The following is an 18,772-nucleotide window of genomic DNA, read 5'->3' on the forward strand; positions in this document are numbered from 1 at the left end:
AACTAAGAACTAACCTATAACTTATTAAATATACTTCAATGAAGAGAGGAATAACCATTTTTACTTTTGTTGCTTTTTTGCTGATTTACAGTTGTTCAAGCCCGAAAGAAGAAACAAAATTAAAATCCTACAGCGGCGTCTATCCGCATCTGGCTTATTATAACAATGAAGGCGAATGCGGAACCGGAGCCGTCGTGCCCTGGGCCGGACGACTTTGGGTCATTACCTACGGTCCTCATCTTCCGCTTGGTTCATCCGATAAACTGTATGAAATAACTCCTGACCTTCAAAAGACCGTTCGGCCTGAAAGCATTGGCGGAACCCCTGCCAACCGCATGATTCACAAAGAAAGCAACCAGCTTTTTATCGGCCCCTATGCCATTGATGCAAGCGGAAATGTTCGTGCAATTCCTTACGCAGACATGCCGGGACGCCATACAGGAAACGCTCGTCATTTAACCAACCCCGCAGGAAAAATTTACTACGGAACAATGGAAGAAGGTTTTTACGAAGTAGATGTAAAATCGCTTCAGCCAACTATGTTATACCAGGATGGGAACGTGAACCGCAAACCGGGCGAAATGGCCCAGGAAGCCAGTTTGCTTGTTGGGGCTCATGGGAAAGGGCTTTATTCGGGACAAGGCGTAATGGTTTATTCAAACAACGGTGAGACAGGACAGGAAGCGTTGAAAAAATTCGACATCGAAGCGGGCGTGCTGGCCGAATGGGACGGCAAAGGCTGGAAGGTGGTCCGCCGAAACCAGTTTGTGGAAGTGACGGGTCCGGGCGGAATTTACGGTAACTCCAATCCTGAAACCGACCCCATTTGGGCAACGGGCTGGGACCATAAATCGGTATTGGTGGGTGTCAGAAATGCAGAAACAGGCTGGGATTTTTACCGCCTGCCCAAAGCCAGCCACAGTTACGACGGCGCCCACGGCTGGAACACCGAGTGGCCGCGCATCCGCGATATCGGCGCTCCTGAAAAACCCGATTACCTGATGACCATGCACGGTTTGTTCTGGCGTTTTCCCGCAACCTTTACGGCAGAAAACAGCGCGGGCATCCGCCCGCGTTCGGCCTATCTGAAAGTGATCGGCGACTATACCCGTTGGAACAACCAACTGGTTTTCGGTTGCGACGATTCGGCCAACAAAGAATTCCTGAACAAACGAAAAGCAAAAGGAAACATTGAAGGCCCCGGACAATCCAATTCAAACTTGTGGTTTACCTCATTCGATACCCCTGATCAGCTCGGACCAAATACCGCTGAAGGCGCCGTATGGATTTCCGAAGAAATCAAAGCCAACCAACCCTCCGAGCCATTTCTTTTTGCCGGTTGGGAGGTACGTTCGGCATGGATTAATAACGAAGGAAAGTCTGCTGTAACATTCATGTTTGAGGTAGACAAGGAAGGAAATGGCAGTTGGAATCCTTTGAAATCGGTTCAGGTTGATGCCGGGAAAAGCGCGGATGTTGCTTTCGAAAACAATGAATCCGGTGAATGGGTGCGGGTTGTCGCCGACAAATCCACCAAAGCCACAGTTCATTTTTCTTACACTGAAAAAGACAAGCGCAACACAACTGCCGATGCCATGTTTGCAGGGCTTGCCGATGTTGATGAAAACGAAACAACTGCCGGTTTGCTGTGGGGTTTGGGCAACAACCGCCGCGCTTTGGGCATTCTGGCAGGAACAACTTCTGACAATGGCTTTGAAGAAACCGGCTATTATGAGCTGGATTCGGCTATGAAGCTGGTGAAAAAAGAAGACCCGGAAACCGCTGCGTTCATCCGCGAAAAATTTGCCATCCCGCAAAATGTAGTCAGCATCGATGATGCTTCTGTTTTAGTCGTTGACGATTTGGGACGCCGTTGGCGTTTGCCCAAAGGCAATCCCAGGTTCGGCGAACTGACCGGCAATGGGTTGCTTCGCATTTGTCGCGAGGTGGCCACCGAACGCGATTTGTTCAACTGTGCCGGTACGTTTTATGAACTGCCCGCCGAAAATGCGGATGGTTATGCCAAAATCCGCCCGGTCGCATCGCACGACTTCCGTATTTACGACTATGCATCCTATCGCGGATTGCTCATCATGACCGGGCTTCGGAATGAATTGCCCCAAAATCAAGAGCATATCATCCGCTCCGAAGATGGCAAGGTGGCCTTGTGGGCAGGCGTGATCGACGATCTCTGGAAAATGGGGAAACCGGTTGGCGAAGGTGGGCCGTGGAAAAACGCTGATGTAAAAGCAAACGAACCATCGGATGCCTATCTGATCGGCTTTTACGACAAAAGAAGTCTGAAACTTTCACATCAATCTGATAAACCGGTTCGGTTTAAAATTGAAGTGGAACCGATTGGGCACGGTCCGTGGATGACTTATCGGGAAATTACCGTGAACCCGGGAGAAACAGATGAGTACAGTTTCCCTGAAACGTTTCAGTCGCGGTGGATCCGGTTTGTATGCGATAAAGATTGTAAAGCAACTGCCTGGCTGAAATATGAATAAATACAAGTATTTTTAAACACAAATGGATCAACCTGATATGATGAAGAAGACTTTATTAATCTCAATTTGTTTGACTGTATGGCTTGGTGCCATTTATGCGCAATCCCTGTTTATCGAAGCCGAAAACTTTTCCAACAAAGGCGGCTGGGTGGTTGACCAGCAGTTTATGGACCTGATGGGCTCGCCCTACCTGATGGCCCATGGCATGGGTGTCCCGGTGGCCGATGCTGGAACAACAGCCGAATTTCCGTCAACCGGTGAGTACAATGTGTTTGTGCGCACCTTCAATTGGACATCGCCTTGGTTGCAAGGCGAAGGTCCCGGTAAATTCAACCTCTTGGTTGATGGGCAAAGCACTGGAACCTTGCTGGGTGCTTCCGGCACGGAATGGCTGTGGCAAAATGCCGGGAAAGTGAACATCGCCAACAAAAAAACGACGGTTGCCTTGCGCGACCTCACCGGGTTTAACGGCCGGGTGGACGCCATCTTTTTTACCAAAGGAAACACACCGCCACCTAGCGAAATGGCTGCACTTGAAAAGTTCCGCAAGAAACAATTGGGCATTCCCAAAAAAACCGAAAAAGCAGGCGAATTCGACCTGGTGGTTGTTGGCGGCGGGGTTGCCGGTACAACGGCAGCCATTTCGGCCGCACGACTGGGGCTGAAAGTGGCGCTGATCCAAGACCGCCCCTTGCTGGGCGGAAACAACAGCTCGGAGGTGCGCGTTCATTTGGGCGGCCGCATCAACGTGGAGCCGTTTCCGGCCCTGGGCGATGTGGTGAAGGAAATCGGCCCGTCGAAAGGCGGAAATGCACAGCCGGCTGATTATTACGAAGATGAAAAAAAAATGGAGATGGTGCTGGCCGAAAAAAATATTTCATTGTTCACCAACTACCGCGCTTTCGCCGTAAAAAAGAAGGGCTCGCGTATTACAGAAGTGCAGACACGACATATTGAAACGGCAAAAGAAATGTTGTTTTCCGCTCCGCTGTTCGCCGACTGCACCGGCGACGGAACGATCGGCTTTCTTGCAGGTGCCGACTTTAACATGGGCCGCGAAGGGAAAGATGAATTCGGCGAAGCTACTGCCCCCGAAAAAGCCGATAAAATGACCATGGGCTCGTCGGTTCAGTGGTATTCGGTTAAAAATGATAAGGAAAGCACCTTCCCTGAATTTAGCTACGGCGTAGAATTTAATGAAGAAAATGCGCAAAAAGTAACTATGGGGGAATGGACCTGGGAAACCGGCATGAACCTCGACCAGATCAACGACTTTGAGCGTATCCGCGACTACGGGCTGTTGGTGGTCTATTCCAACTGGTCGTTCCTAAAAAATCACAGTTCTGTAAAAAACGACTATAAAAACCGGGAACTCGGATGGGTGGCCTACATTGCCGGCAAGCGGGAATCGCGCCGGCTGCTCGGCGATCTCATCCTGAAAGAACAGGACCTGACCAACTATGTGTTGTACCCCGATGCGTCGGCGCCAACATCCTGGACCATCGACCTGCATTACCCGGACCCGAAAAACAGCGAACATTTTCCGGGCAATGAGTTTAAATCCATCGCGGTACACAAACCGATTCACCTGTACCCGGTTCCGTACCGTTGCTTTTATTCGCGCAATGTAGACAACTTGTTTATGGCCGGACGTAACATCAGCGTGACGCACGTGGCGCTGGGAACCGTGCGGGTGATGCGCACCACCGGGATCATGGGCGAAGTGGTGGGCATGGCCGCGTCAATTGCTGCTAAAAACAACACCAACCCGCGCGGCGTTTATCAGAATCATCTGGATGAATTGAAAGCCCTGATGGAAAAAGGTGTTGGAAAATACGATGCCGAAAACATGCAAAAGTACAACGAAGGTTCAACCCTGGGACCGAAAAAATAAAACTGTTTACCAACTAAATTTGTTCCGAATTTCATTTCACCCGATGGCAGAAACTCCATCGGGTGATTATTTGTTTTGAAATGGTTTTCAGAAAAAAATACTACATCAGCGGATTGACAGCAATGATTGTCGTGTTGCTTGCCGGTTTTACGGAAATTCACCCCGTGCCTTCGCGAACTGGCTTATGGGAAATGGACGGGCGCCGGATTGTTCATTTTTTTGAAGATCAAGCCGATTCGCTTTCAAACCCCGAAATTGTCGAACTTCAGGATGAAAACGGGTTGACCGTTTGGTTTGGGCGGAAATTCTATAAAGATGTGTGTATCACCGGCGAATGTAAAATGATCCGGTTGACTTTGTTTTGGGACGGCGCAGGAAATTACCTGGGTATGGATATTCCGGCGGAAGAACCGCTGACCAAATCGGACCACACGGAATTTGAAGCTGCCGATTACGAAAAATTGGAAAATATCCTGCGCGATACCGCTTCGATATTGAAAAATTTAAAGCCCGACGACCTGATCGCGGTGCCCGACTCGATTGATGTGTACAAAGCTTACGAGGTGGACGGCTACACCGCGGCCACCCGGCCGGCCCTTGCCGAAGTAGTTGTAAAAGACGCCGTTTACACCTGCCATACACTTTGGCACACGGTTTACGGACCCACGCATGACCGGATAAATGAAATCTTAATGAAAAGACTCAGTCTTGATTTTCTGACGCTTATGTTTGAAAGCCGGGATCCTTCCAAAATAGCGTGGGCCATCCAACGTATTGACCAACATTTTCAATATCATTCTGATTTATATCCCCTGATTATGAGGTGCATAAAATCAGAGAATGCGGTAATTTCGGAGCAGGCGTTTCAATACTTTCAGGTGTTCAGACTGGCAGACATACAAATTCAGAAACAATTGGTTGAATTGATGCCTGATTTGCCGCCGCAAAAAAAGAATGATCTTATCTGGAGGTTCATCGAGTTTGGGCGGGTAAGTGAAGATGTGGTACTTGATTTATTGAAGTTGTTTCAACAACAACGGATTGGGATTGGGTCACTTAATTTAATTTACCGCCTTGTTCTTCCTGAATATTTGATTAAAAATAATCAGATTCTGAAGGTAGTTCAGAATCTTTCGGAGCATGAAGACGCTTATGTGCGTAATTTGACAGCCAGACTACTCAACACGAAAACAGGCATGGAGCTGAATCAGTAAAAACTGCTGATTATGTTTTTCACTGATTCAACTACCGTACTCCACCCGCTTATTCAAAGCGGTAGTCGATGCTCAGTTCCGAAAATTTCGCGGTAAGGGGCACCTCGCCTTCAACAAATAAACCGGCGCGCATGGCTACTCCCCATTGGGGTAAAAATTTCCCGTCAACCGCGTATTCATCGCCTATTTTAACCGGAATCCATGTTTCATTGTCATGCGACCAGAAAAATTGGTAATAACGTCCGTTTAAAACCTCTGCTTTCAGGAAGAAAGGCAGACGTTGCGCCGGTTTAACCGCCGCCAGTTCCGACCGGATCCCGTTCTCCGATTTAAAGATGATCAAACCCTCCGGATAACAGCCGAAAGCCAGGAAATTACGTTGATTGCCATATATACAGATTCCTTTTTTCGCGGCTGATCCGTCAGATACTTCCGTTTTTAACACATAGTTTCCCACCTGGGGGCGTAATCCCACGAAAGCCAGGCCCCGGGTGGTTGAAGATAAAATCAGCTCGCCGTCTTTAACCTGATAGTCTGGTCGGGGCAGATTTAAGTCCCACTGCCAGAGGGTATTGCTTTTTTCGGAAGAAAAGTCGTCGTAAAAGCCGGTTTCCCTGACTTGTTGTGTGCCGGCAAACGGAACCGGCGCCTGAAGCGAGGGGTTTGGTCCGCTCTTAAATTTTGGCCATTGGCTTTGCTCATCCCATACCAGTTCGTCGAGCATAGCCTGGCGGCCAATGAATTCAAAATTGGTAGCATGATAAGCGTGATACAGATAGAAATACCTGCCGTCGGGTGTTGTCACCAGCGTTCCGTGGCCGGTGCAGCGCCATTCATCGCCCCCTTGCAGGATCGGCGTGGGGGCTTGTTCCCACGGGCCTCTCAGGTTTTTCGAGCGCGAAACAGCGACCCGGTAATCACAACGGTTGTCGCAACAACCGCCGATCGAGTACAGGTGATAATAATATGCACCGTGTTTCACCAGGCACTGCCCTTCGTCGCCTGCTCCCCGCCATCCTTTGGAGTGATCGGTCAGGGTGAAATGTTCCCCTTTCAGCGCCAAGCCATCGTCGCTTAGCTCGGAACACAAGATCTCAATCGGTCTTTCCCGGGTCAGGCCATAAGCTTTCCACGAGATATAATTTTTCCCGTCTTCATCCTGAAAAATAAAAGCATCGATGGCTTCATTTCCCCATTCAATGATGATCCCGTGGTCGGTAAAGCCGTTATGAATATCCTTCGTTGTGGCCACTCCGATGCAGGAAACGCGGTCGCCACGACGTTTTGCCGTGTAGTAAACAAAGAAGGTTCCGTTGTGGTAATACAATTCCGGCGCCCAGAAACTGTCGGAAGTCCACGCGGGAAGTTCGTTGAAAATGTGCCCGATCTGTTTCCAGTTGATCAGGTCGGTTGATTCGTACAGCGGGTAATTTGGAGCGAAATCGGAACTGGTGCCCGCGGCATAATAGGTATTTTCGACCCGGATTACCGTGGGATCGGGGAGGTCGCCCGCGATCACCGGATTGTGGTAGGTGTGGACTGGCTGAGCTTCCAGGGTCTGATAACACAGTAAAAAAACAGAAAGACTCAGGATAAAATTTTTCATCAACAGGGTATTTAGGTTAGGGAAAATGCAGGTAACGTCAGTCTTCAAAACTCAGCACAACTTTTACCGGGAAATGGTCGGAAGGGGTCCGGGCGACATACTTCGTCAACGATACTTCCTTAGGGAAATTCCCCGATTTCTCAGATTTGCTGTCTTTTATCTCTGTCCGGTACGTATCGGTAAGGATTCCATAACGCTCTACCGTGAAAGACGGACTAACAAACACATGGTCAATCCGGCTATCTGTTTTCATATCGGGCTTAAAATCATTAAACGTGCCGTTTAATGCATACCTGATCTGGGCAACTTCATATGAATCATCCAGTAAGGCCGATTCTGCCAGAATGGAATAGTCGGGGCTGTTTTGGTCCACATTGAAATCACCGCTTAAAATTACCGGTTTGTTGGCGCACATTTCGGTTATTTTTTTCAGGACCAGTTTGGCGCTGTTTTTCCGGGCTTCCACTCCAATGTGGTCCATGTGCAGGTTGAAAAAGAAAAACTCGAAACCGGTTTCCAGGGTTTTAAATTTTGCCCAGGTACAAATGCGGGGTAGGGCGGCATCCCATCCCTTGTTGGGCCTGTCGGTAATTTCCGATAACCAGAAATGCCCCGATTCCACCGCTTCGAACTGATCTTTCTGATAGAAAATCGGCGCATATTCTCCTTTTGTATTTCCGTCGTCGCGGCCAACCCCGGTATAATCGTAGCCCGGAAGGCCGGCAAGCATATCCAGTAACTGGTCGTGCAACACTTCCTGTGCCCCGAAAACCTCGAAATTGTTAAACCGGATCAGATCGCAGATAATCGGACAACGCTGTTTCCACCCGTTTCCTTTTTCAGCATCTGAAGGATTGTTATAACGAATGTTGAATGACGCTACCGTTAATTTTTCTGCTTTTATTCCCTGAATGCCAACAAGAGCCAGCGCCAGAAATACCAATAAAATTCGCTTAATCATCGCTTTTTCTGTTTTAAGTATTTTAAACCATACACTGCCGGGCTATTTCTCATTAGAGAACGAATACGGAAAATCCTTTTCTTCTATTCCTCTGGTTTTATTTGGGATCTGACTCATCCTGTAATTAATCTCTGCTCCTTTCATTAAGTCACCATGGGTCAGGTAATTTTTCGTGTATTTTTTACCGTTTAAGTCCATCTCCGCAATATACCTGTTTTCTTTCGAATTCTGATCTGCCTTGATCGTTATCTCCTTCCCGTTTTCCAGTTCAATCTTTACCGATTTGAACAGGGGAGAACCCAAAATATACTCGTTGCTTCCCGGGCATACCGGGTAAAAGCCTAAGGCGGAAAACACATACCAGGCCGAAGTTTGCCCGTTATCTTCATCGCCGCAGTAACCGTCGGGAGTTGCCGCATACAGTTTGTCCATGATTTCGCGTGCCCAATATTGCGATTTCCAGGGTTCGCCGGCATAATTGTACAGGTAAACCATGTGCTGAATCGGCTGATTTCCGTGCGCGTACTGGCCCATATCCATCACCTGCATCTCGCGCATTTCGTGAATCATCGATCGGCTTTTCATGCCCCTCGATCCGGGAATAATAAATACCGAATCGAGCATGTTTACAAATTCTTTTTTCCCGCCCATCAGGTCGATCAAGCCCTGCGGGTCATGAAACACCGACCAGGAGTAGTGCCAGCTGTTTCCCTCGGTGAAATCGCGGCTCCAGTCGGTGGGTTCGAATGAATCGGAAAAAGAACCGTCGGTAGCCCTGCCAGCCATCAATTTTCGCTTTGGATTGTATAGATTCTTGTAATTCATGGCCCGTTGCGCGTAAATTTCAATCTCTTTTTTCGGTTTATTCAGGGCTTTTCCCAGGCGATAGATCGTCCAGTCGTCGTAAGCGTATTCCAGTGTCCGTGCAACATTCTGGCTGATTTTTACATCGTTGGGGATATAACCGTATTGGTTGTATGGCTCGTAGCCCGTTCTTCCCGAAGCTGCAACCGTTGGGTGTACATGGTTTGCACCGTGTTTAAGAGCTTCCCATAAGGTTTCGATATCGTATCCGCGCAAGCCTTTCAGGTAAGCATCGGCAACCACCGAAGCCGAATTGTTCCCCACCATGATGTTGCGGTGTCCCGGGCTGGCCCATTCCGGCAGGAACCCGCTTTCTTTGTAAGCATTGACCAGCCCCTCCTGCATCTTTTGGTTTTCGGAAGGATAAATAAAATTGAGGAAAGGGAACAGGCAGCGGAAGGTATCCCAAAATCCAGTATCGGTAAAGAGGTAGCCCGGCAGGATCTTGCCATTGTACGGGCTGTAGTGAATAATATTTCCGCCGGCATCAATCTCCGAAAGGTTTCGCGGGAATAAAACGGTGCGGTATAAATTGGAGTAAAAAGTCCGCAGGTTATCGATGTTATCGTCTTCTACCTTGATTTTTCCCAGTACGTCGTTCCAACGCGCTTTTCCTTTCTCGGCAATTTCGTCAAAACCGGCGTTACCCAACTCCTTTAAATTCAGCATGGCCTGCTCTTCGCTGATAAATGATGAAGCTACCCGCGCATGCACCTGTTCGTTGCGGGTGGTTGAAAAACCAATAATTGCTCCGGCGTGGTTGCCTTTAAACTCGCTCTCGCCGTTGGCGATTTCACCGTCTTTAACGGCGGCGAAGTAGGTAAATGGCTTGTCGAACAGGATGACAAAGTAGTTTTTGAAATTTTCGGGCACCCCACCGCTGTTTCGGGTGGTATAACCTACAATTTTATTTTCTTCGGGGATGATCCGGATGTACGAACCGCGGTCGAAAGCATCGGTTACAACGAACGAGTTTTTGCTTTCGGGAAAGGTAAAACGAAAGATGGCCGCACGTTCGGTTGGCGTTATTTCGGTGGTCACATCGTGATCTGCCAAGTATACGCTGTAATAATGTGGTTTGGCAGTTTCGGCTTTGTGCGAAAACCAGCTTGCCCGTTCGTCTTCATGAAAGACGGGTTCGCCGGTAAGCGGCATAATCGAAAACTGACCATAATCGTTCATCCAGGGGCTGGGTTGGTGGGTTTGCTTAAATCCCCTGATTTTATCGGCGGTGTAGGTATACATCCAGCCGTCGCCCATTTTTCCGGTTTGCGGCGACCAGAAATTCATTCCCCAGGGCAATGCCGTTGCGGGATAGGTGTTTCCTGTTGAAAGTTCGTACTTTGAAAGCGTACCGACTAAGGTGCTTACATGATCAACCGGACCGGAAGGTTGCGCGTTCACTGTCAAAACAAAATTCAACAAAAACAATGCGCCTAAAAATCCTGTTTTCTTCATCATCACGATATATTTTTATTACCAGTTTAAACTTTTCGGGCTTTTGAACACAAATTACACAATTTATGGGAGCCGGTTTCCATATACTTCAACATCTCCGATCCGGGCAGTACCATCTTTGCCCGCATCTAAAATAGTCAAACGAACATATCTTGCTGTAGCCGGAACAATGTCGATATCAGTAACATGGTCTTTATTATTTTTGATTTGACTAACTGTTTGCCAAGTTATTGCATCGGCGCTAAGTTCTATCCGAAACGAGCGGGTGTTCCATGTAGGGTTCATCCCGTCGGTTCCTGCGTGCCGGATCACATACCTGTTGATCAGGAAGATATCCTTAAAATCAAATTGAATCCACTTTTTTCCTTTTCCTGACGAAACCCATTTGTGTTCTCCGGAAGGAGTACCATCTGCAGCGAAAGATGCTTTTGTAGCTGTTTTGCTCGAAGTTACTGTCATTTCAGGCGAAAGTGTCAGGTTAAAATTATGTTGGTTGGCTTCATTGTAGAGGTTGAAAAAGTGATCGCCCCTGCAAATCACGATATTTCCCGGAGACAGTTTTTCGAGTTTTTCTTTTAATAAAACGATATTTTCGGGCCCCATCTTCCACGATTCTCCCTGGGCTGCCAGAAACAGGGGTTTTGATCCGTCGAAAGCCTGGATTTTTTTTGCCCATCTGACATAAATATCCTCGATATGGCTTGCGTAGCACGGGTGGTTTGGTATAAAAGCAAGTTTATTTTGTTTAACAGTCGTTTTGATCGGTTTGGAACGTTCCCAATCTTCAAGCGTCACACCATAAAGGTACCGGCAATTCACGGTATATGCTTCCATTTGTTCTTCGTTGATCTCATCCCAGATTGTGATGACCCTCAGCCCGCTTTTTTCGAGGTACTTTTGTGTGAACCGGGTGTAAGCCTCGATGTGTTCAGGTTTTGTCATATTCCAAAGTTGATTATGAGCGTCATAGATGAGCGTATATCCGAGTCCGGATGGTCCCGATGCAAAGAAGTCGTTGGGAGTAGCCGTAGCATAGTAATAATTTAATAGTCCGGGCCCCATGTCGACCAGCCCCGGACTTACGGTCCAGTTAATTGGAACAGATCCGCGATTTTTGTTGTCCCATAATTCAGACATGGCATGTTGACAATATTGAACGTTGTCGCCATCGCTCAGGAAAATAGCCAGGTAGATTTTATTCTCCAGTTTTGGCTTTTTAGGAACAGCCGGAAGTTGAATCCGGTTTGATCCCCCGGCATAAATAGTTGTATTTTCGTAAAAATCAGATGGAATGGTTGAGATGCCAAAAGATGTCCCGATACCAATTCCTGAACGTTCCTCGGCCCACCATCCGATTATAATGCTTTCACCGGCTTTCATATCTCCTAAAAAGTTACGAAGTACATCGGCTTCTTCATTTTTACGGGGATCCAGCCAAACAAAAGCACATCCGGATGCTACCCCGATGTCGCGAATGTAACCCGAATGCCGGGGATTCGAACTCACCAGCAGCCTTTTTGTACATTGATGCCAATAATTGTTATAAAGGTACTGATAAATATCAGCAGGCGCTGTACTTGTCAGATTGGTCAGGTCGGCTAAAACAGGAAAGTTTAACCCATTTGTTTTCAGTTTATCCCAATCAGCAGGTGTAACAGGGAGAGCGTTTTTTATTCCGCCGATCGTTGAGGCCAGATTCAGGTAATGAATGCTTTTTTCCCGGTCGTACAAAATAATGCCTGAAATTTCATGTTGGTACTTCCTCAGTAAACCCCAGGCGTCTGCCCACTCATTGATCGTTAAGTTCAGATTATTTGGCCATTTGTATTTTCCCTCTCTTTCCTCGTCAAATAAGATAATACGAGGCTTATTCTTATTCACTAATCCTTGTAAGGTCGAAAAGATTGCTTTTTCGGAGGAGGATAGAGATGCTTTACGCATATCCAGTCCATCCAGTGTGTCGATGGGACGGGCAAACTGAGGCAGGGCTTGTCCAGTTGGCCATGAGATGCCTGTTTCAAATATATTGGGATCAGTCAATTGGCCGGGCTTATTCTGACTGTTTCCACTGGTCGATGTCAAGGATATAAATGTTGTTATCAGAGAGAACAGATAAAGTATGGTGCGGATAAGTCTAGTTTTCATCAGAAAAAGATCAATCGTTAGACAAAGAAAAAGGTAAATCGGTTGCCTGCGTTCCGCGTGATTTATTTGGCTGATTACCCATTTGGAATTTGATGTATCCGCCATTCACGATTTCCCGGTAACGAATAAAATGGCGACTGTGCTTTTCGCCATTCAGTTCGGCAGATTGGATATACACATTTTCTTTGTTGTTGTTTTTCGCTTCAATAACAAATTGTTTTCCGTCTTCGAGGGTGACGGTTGCTTTTTGAAAGACAGGGCTTCCGATAACATATTCATCGGTTCCCGGGCAAACGCTGTAAAAGCCCAAGGCGCTTAATACATACCACGATGAGGTTTGTCCCTGGTCCTCATCGCCCGGATAACCGTTCTCGGTGGCATCGTATAATTTATCCATAACGGTACGTGCCCATCTTTGAGCTTTCCAGGGGGCGCCTGCGTAGTTATACAGGTAAATCATATGCTGGATAGGTTGATTGCCATGAGCATATTGCCCCATATCGGCCATTTCCATTTCAGTCATTTCGTGGATTTTTCTCCCATAGGTTCCAACAAGCACGGTATTGGGAACGGTAAAGACCGAATCCATTTTTGCCACGAACTTTTCATTGCCGCCCAAAAGATCAATCAAGCCTTGCGGATCGTGGAAAACCGACCACAGGTAATGCCAGGCGTTGCCCTCGGTGTATGGACCGCCCCATTCGTACGCGTTGAAATCAGCTTTCCAGGCTCCCTGCTCATCGCGGCCGCGCATGAAACCGACGGATGGATCGAACAAATTGCGGTAATTGTACATCTGGCGGGAAAAGACCCGGGTATAAAAATCGTTTCCGGTCATTTTTGCCAATTGGTAGCCGCAGAAATCATCATAGGCATATTCCAGCGTTTTTGCCGTAGCTTCGCGGTATTTCGGATAAGGAACATAGCCCAGAGTATAATATTCTTTCCAGCCGTCTCTTCCGTTTGCCGGTCCCCAGGGACCTTTATTGGTGGCTTCGTGGTAGTAGGCGTCGAGCGCCCGTTGCGGATCAAACGTCTGTAATCCTTTGGCCCAGGCGTCTGCCAACAGCGAAATCGCGTGGTTCCCGATCATACTTCCGGCTTCACCGGGGAATGACCACGAAGGCAACCATCCGCATTGGTCGTACGAATCGAGCAACCCGGCCACATACCGGCCGTGCATGGTTGGATGCAGCAGTGCATTCAACGGGAATTGTGCCCGGAACGTATCCCAAAAACCAGTATCGGTATATAAGTATCCCGGGTGGATTTTGCCGTCGTAAGGACTGAAATAGTACGGGTTCCCGTTTTCATCCGGTTCGTAAAACTTGCGTGAAAACAGGCTTGCCCGAAAATAACAGGAATAAAATGTGGCCATTTCTTCCTCTGTTCCTCCTTCAACGAATATGCGATGGAGGTGCCGGTTCCAGATTTCCCAGGCAGCAGCTTTCGTGTCTTCGAGTGATTTGAATAGCCCTAACTCGGTAGCCAGGTTCCGTTCGGCCTGTTCTGGACTAATGTAAGAGGAGGCCACTTTTGCCTGAACATTTACACCGTCATCAAAACGTACCCAAGCTCCGGCGCCACGCCCTTCTTTTTCAAGTTCACCCTTCCATTGTTTTTTTTCCCGGTTCTCCCACACGCCGTAATCCGTGATGGGCCGGTCGAACTGAATGACAAAATAACTTTTTAAATTGTCAGTCAATCCACGACCATTACGCACGTAACCAACAATCCGGTTTTCTTTTGGAAGAATTTTTACCTGACTGAAGCCGGTGTAGCCGTCGAGCACGATATACGAAGCTTGTTTTTTGGGAAATGTAAAACGGAGATGGGCGCCTCGTTCGGTAGGCGATATCTCGGTAGTGATCTGGTTATCCAGTTTCACCTTGTAATAGTTGGGTTTGGCAATTTCATGATCGTGGTTAAACCTGGCAGCACGCTCAAACTGATCCAGAACCAGCTTCCCCGTAACCGGCATTAGCGAAAATACGCAATAGTCGTTCGACCACGAACTGCATTGGTGCGCCTGCTGGAAGCCCCGGATAGAATCTTTAAAGAACTGGTATTTCCAGCCATCGCCGTTGACGCCGGTTTGCGGGGTCCAGGTATGCATGCCAAATGGCAGTGCGGTGGTCGGGTAGGTATTTCCCCGGGTCAGTTCAAAATGAGAGTTCGTCCCTTGAAGGGTATTCACGTATTTGACCAGGTCGACCGGTTTGGCAGCGTGTAAGCTCGTTATACTGAAAATGATGAGGAATAGTATGAACAGGTTTCTCATATTTATATCGAATTAGTGGTTATACAACCGGGTTTGTAAATATTACAACGACACCAACGATTCCACTCAAAACCGGATGGTGTAAAGGAGTTCGCCGTTTTCACGGGAATGATTTCCCTGCGATGGCAAAAAACTGGTTACTGCAAATCTGCCGGGCTCAATTTCCACAATTCCCGGATTGGCAAAGGATGTTGAACCCAAGGCTGTTTCGGGATGCAGGGTATAGTAGAACACGCCGTTTCCGAACAACAAGCGCCAGCTGCTCCAATCGCCCGGAGTGATTTGCGCTTCCTGCAATACAAAGTTTCCGGAATGAAAAAATGCGCTTCTGCCACCAATATTTCCCCGATACCCCATTTCCCGGGTGGTGAAATTTGCCGGTTCATCTTTCCATGTTCGCCATTCATTAAAATTGCGTAAAATGCCAAATGCCTGCTGGTCGTGAATACCATTCTCGTAATAATGATAACCGATCAGAATGTGCGACGAGGATGGGGCATTCCCTTCGATGATCCGGATATCCGGCGTCCCTTCAGCCAAATTTGAAAAAGTTTGCGGAATTGATTTGTCGTTCGACGGCGTATTGGCGACTAAACCGGCATAGGACGAATAATACCTGATGCGGATGTTATTGGTTCCCTGTACCGGATCTTGTTCATTCGTAACCAGGTAGCCGTTCCCCCACTTTTTAATGTCTCCCTGGTGGGCGCGGTCTCCCAATTCCGTTAGATTTGTCCAGGTCTTCAGGTCGTTACTTCCTGCAAGGTATAATTTAAACTGGTTGGTATTTGCCATAGCATGGTAAACGCCCAGGTAAGTGTACACTTCATCGGCTTTTACAATTCGCAAAACATCCATGACGAAGTTTTTGTCGTCTTTTAAATTAAAGGTCGGACTGCCACTTGTAACACCATTGAGTTTATCTATTTTCTGCCGGGTTGAACTGTTTTGATGAAACCATTGTTCATAGGCGACAATAAGATTCCGGGCATTGTTTTTTGCCTGAAATCCGGATGCCGGAAGGCCGGTAAGTGTTGTGTTCAATTCAATAACTGCATTTCGTTCGTCGTCCAGTGTCATCGTTAATAACTGTTCTGCAGTAAAAATCCCTGCATCGAACAGGAATTTATACATCATGGCTGCCCAGCACAGGTCCGGGTCGTTCATTTTCTGCAACGAAACAAGCGGCTGATTACATTTGTCATGGAGGCTCGAGATCAACGAATTTCTAAGCTCACCATACGGCATCGACATGATCGAGGGGATAGATGCCCATCCGGTATACCATAAGGTTTTGGCCACCATATTTTCGTTTTTAAGGATCGGCGTTTCCTGTATCGGTTCGTTGTTTTCTTTTGAACAGCTTTGAATTAAAACTAAGAATACGGTTAATATGGCAATGATGGGTATATTCTTCATTTTCATAAGGCGAGAAGTCTGTGTCTTTCTTGCAGGACGGTTGTTACCATCAAGGGAAATCTGTTTTCAGATACCTCTGATCGTGTAGAGAATCATCTAAAATTAATGATCCGGAGCCGGAGCCTGCACTCCGGATCATTGAAAATTGCGTTTCCCGAAGATAGAATTCTTACCAGGAAAATTCGACTATGATCCCTTCCGGATCATTTTCAAATTTCAACAAGCCTGTTTTGCTTGCTTCATCCCATTCCCAAGCTGTCCCGGTTATTTGATTCCCTTGACGATCAGATACCTGGTGCGTTTTTGGTTCTTTGGGCAACAACACCCGCATCACATTCGATGTATTCAGTGGACTTTTGGTGATAAATGAATAGTTGTCTCTTTTAACAACTTCATCGTAAACACGTGAGGCCGCAGCTAAAACCTGTGGCTTTTTCTGATCTTCCACGCGATCAACGTTCAGCAGGAACGCCTGTTCGCCAGGATGAACTGTTTTCGCACGAAGAACCGGTAACTCCGGATCGAACAGATCAATCAACCTGCCTTTTTGAATATAAGGTGTGTCACTAATACTTTCATCCAGCACCGAAATCAGGTCATAGGGCCCTCGTTCAAGGTAAAAGTTGTTTTTAAAGACAAATTCTCCTGCTTTGGCTGTTTGTTCGTATAATTGTTTTACAATAGCTACAAATTCATGGTCCTGGCCAGCTTCCATGATAAATTCTTTGGGGTCTTTCCGGATAATATACACCGTTCCGTCTCCATACCGGCAAACGCCATCCTGATCTGTTGCATTGATATGTAACTTTTCAAACAAATGTTCCGAGGCTGTCAGATATTGGTTATTCCCGGTATTCCACCATTCCTGAACCGATTGAAAAGGATCGATATCGCGACCACAATAAACCAGGATACCGCCTTTTTTCACCCATTCGGCAATAAATTCGTGTCCTTCAGGAACTGACGGTTTCATGTTGGAATAAGACATGATCAGGATTTTGGTGTCTTTCCATGTTTCCGGGTAAGAAACATTTTCGAGGTGCATGGTTTTTACAGGAATGCCTCTTTTCAGAAATGGTAAGGTCTGACCATAAAAATTTGAGAAATTCGGGTCTTCGTACCCCTGGTGTGTAGGCAAGCGCTGGAACATCAGCGAATTGGCCATTAATACGCTGATGCCGGCAGAGCCGTTCAACTGATTGTTTGATAAGGGCATGTGGTTTAGCGCATTAATCATGACCTGCATTTGCGTGGAATAAAAGCGTGGAATTTTTTCCTTTATATCGCTGTCGGCGCTGGTTTTGTATAGTCCTTCATAAATCCGGTCGGGCCAGGGCATCACCTCGTAATCGGCAATCTGCGGGTACAACAGTTTAGCGGTAAAGGTGGCCTGATAGTTTTTCTTGTAGTCTGCCCAGTCGCGCGGCCAGTCTTCGATGGGGTCGGTCAGGAAAAACATTTTCCGGCCAGTTGGGGCAGTCATCGACTCCATAGAACCATACTCCAGGTAGGCTGTTTCAAATACCCGTTCTTTTTGTTTACCGTTAAAATAGTTGGGCGAGCGGGAAGTGCCGGTCCATACCTGCGCGATATATCCGTCAACGCAAGGGAGTGAAGCCAGGCTGGCTTCAGGGCTGACAATCTGCCACTGTGAATAGTTCACCAAAGAATGGGTTGGTACATAACACCGCACATCCATTCCTTTGCTTTTCCCGTACTCTTTGGCATAGGTGAAGCACTCGTCCAATGCCCGGTAATAAAGATGATATTTTAATTTATTGGACAGGTAGGTGTTCTCGGGCGATTCGTGTTGCGGACGCCAGTCGAAGCCGTAATAGTCTTTCCATTCCCGTTTAAAAGCCTCGCTGTATCCTGCACGGGCCCAAAATTCGGGTTCTTCCAGGTAAATGGCATCAATACCTGCATCGATAACCCGTTTGATTTGCGTTTCCTTAATGTATTTAATGAAATTTTTAGTCGGCACAATGTATGGAACCATACGTCCGTGCCAAATTGTATCGCCACGCTGGGTTACCTGTCCCTCATCCAGGTGAGGTACTCCGTCCCATTTTCCCGTAAAATAATCCTGGTATTCACCCCAGGCAATTCCGGTCATGAAATGGGTGATGTAACCCCTGTCTCGCCAGGTTTGTACACGTTCTTCGAAAGTCATTCGGGTACTGCGATGATGGTCCCTGACACTGTAAACAATGGCGACATCAGCTCTTACATCGGTGACCGGTTTCCATGGATTTGACGTTTGAAACGCCGTTTTCTCTTTTGGTTGCGGGTTCTCATTCAGCTTGCCTGTTGCACATGCGGCAATAAGCAACGCTCCTGAAGCAAAGTATAAAATATCTTTTAATCTCACAGTTCATTTTTTTAGTTAGTGAAAGGCCATCCCGTCAGAATAACGGGAT

At 47.3% G+C, this 18,772-nt stretch carries 10 protein-coding genes; 3 read left to right on the forward strand and 7 right to left on the reverse strand.

Features of this window, described 5'->3' with window-relative positions:
- Positions 1 to 38: 38 nt before the first annotated feature.
- From ACOIT5_RS09345 to ACOIT5_RS09355, 3 genes are all read left to right on the forward strand, one after another.
- Entirely contained in the window at positions 39 to 2,510 is a 2,472-nt protein-coding gene (locus ACOIT5_RS09345; RefSeq protein WP_423130196.1) for a hypothetical protein, read from the forward strand.
- A gap of 70 nt (positions 2,511 to 2,580) precedes the next feature.
- Positions 2,581 to 4,404 (forward strand): FAD-dependent oxidoreductase, encoded by a 1,824-nt coding sequence (locus ACOIT5_RS09350; RefSeq protein ID WP_423130197.1) that lies wholly within the window; start codon positions 2,581 to 2,583, stop codon positions 4,402 to 4,404.
- An 80-nt stretch (positions 4,405 to 4,484) separates the two neighbouring features.
- Entirely contained in the window at positions 4,485 to 5,618 is a 1,134-nt protein-coding gene (locus tag ACOIT5_RS09355) for a hypothetical protein (RefSeq protein WP_423130198.1), read from the forward strand.
- Between the two features lie 49 nt (positions 5,619 to 5,667).
- Here the strand turns inward: ACOIT5_RS09355 and ACOIT5_RS09360 are convergent, their stop codons facing one another.
- The 7 genes from ACOIT5_RS09360 to ACOIT5_RS09390 form a co-directional block, all read right to left on the reverse strand.
- Positions 5,668 to 7,224 (reverse strand): family 43 glycosylhydrolase, encoded by a 1,557-nt coding sequence (locus ACOIT5_RS09360; protein ID WP_423130199.1) that lies wholly within the window; start codon positions 7,222 to 7,224, stop codon positions 5,668 to 5,670.
- 37 nt (positions 7,225 to 7,261) lie between these two features.
- A complete protein-coding gene (locus ACOIT5_RS09365; RefSeq protein WP_423130200.1) occupies positions 7,262 to 8,185 on the reverse strand; it encodes an endonuclease/exonuclease/phosphatase family protein in 924 nt (307 codons plus the stop codon).
- A 42-nt stretch (positions 8,186 to 8,227) separates the two neighbouring features.
- Entirely contained in the window at positions 8,228 to 10,510 is a 2,283-nt protein-coding gene (locus ACOIT5_RS09370; RefSeq protein WP_423130201.1) for a GH92 family glycosyl hydrolase, read from the reverse strand.
- Positions 10,511 to 10,570: 60 nt separating this feature from the next.
- A complete protein-coding gene (locus ACOIT5_RS09375) occupies positions 10,571 to 12,652 on the reverse strand; it encodes a discoidin domain-containing protein (protein WP_423130202.1) in 2,082 nt (693 codons plus the stop codon).
- Positions 12,653 to 12,662: 10 nt separating this feature from the next.
- Positions 12,663 to 14,933: a GH92 family glycosyl hydrolase gene (locus ACOIT5_RS09380; protein WP_423130203.1), complete on the reverse strand. Its 2,271-nt coding sequence runs from the start codon at positions 14,931 to 14,933 to the stop codon at positions 12,663 to 12,665.
- 66 nt (positions 14,934 to 14,999) lie between these two features.
- Entirely contained in the window at positions 15,000 to 16,358 is a 1,359-nt protein-coding gene (locus tag ACOIT5_RS09385; protein WP_423130204.1) for a hypothetical protein, read from the reverse strand.
- Between the two features lie 163 nt (positions 16,359 to 16,521).
- Complete coding sequence (locus tag ACOIT5_RS09390; RefSeq protein WP_423130205.1) at positions 16,522 to 18,723, reverse strand: hypothetical protein; 2,202 nt, start codon at positions 18,721 to 18,723, stop codon at positions 16,522 to 16,524.
- Positions 18,724 to 18,772 lie beyond the last annotated feature (49 nt).

This window comes from Gaoshiqia hydrogeniformans (assembly GCF_049347105.1).
Taxonomy (GTDB): Bacteria; Bacteroidota; Bacteroidia; order Bacteroidales; family Prolixibacteraceae; genus Gaoshiqia; species Gaoshiqia hydrogeniformans.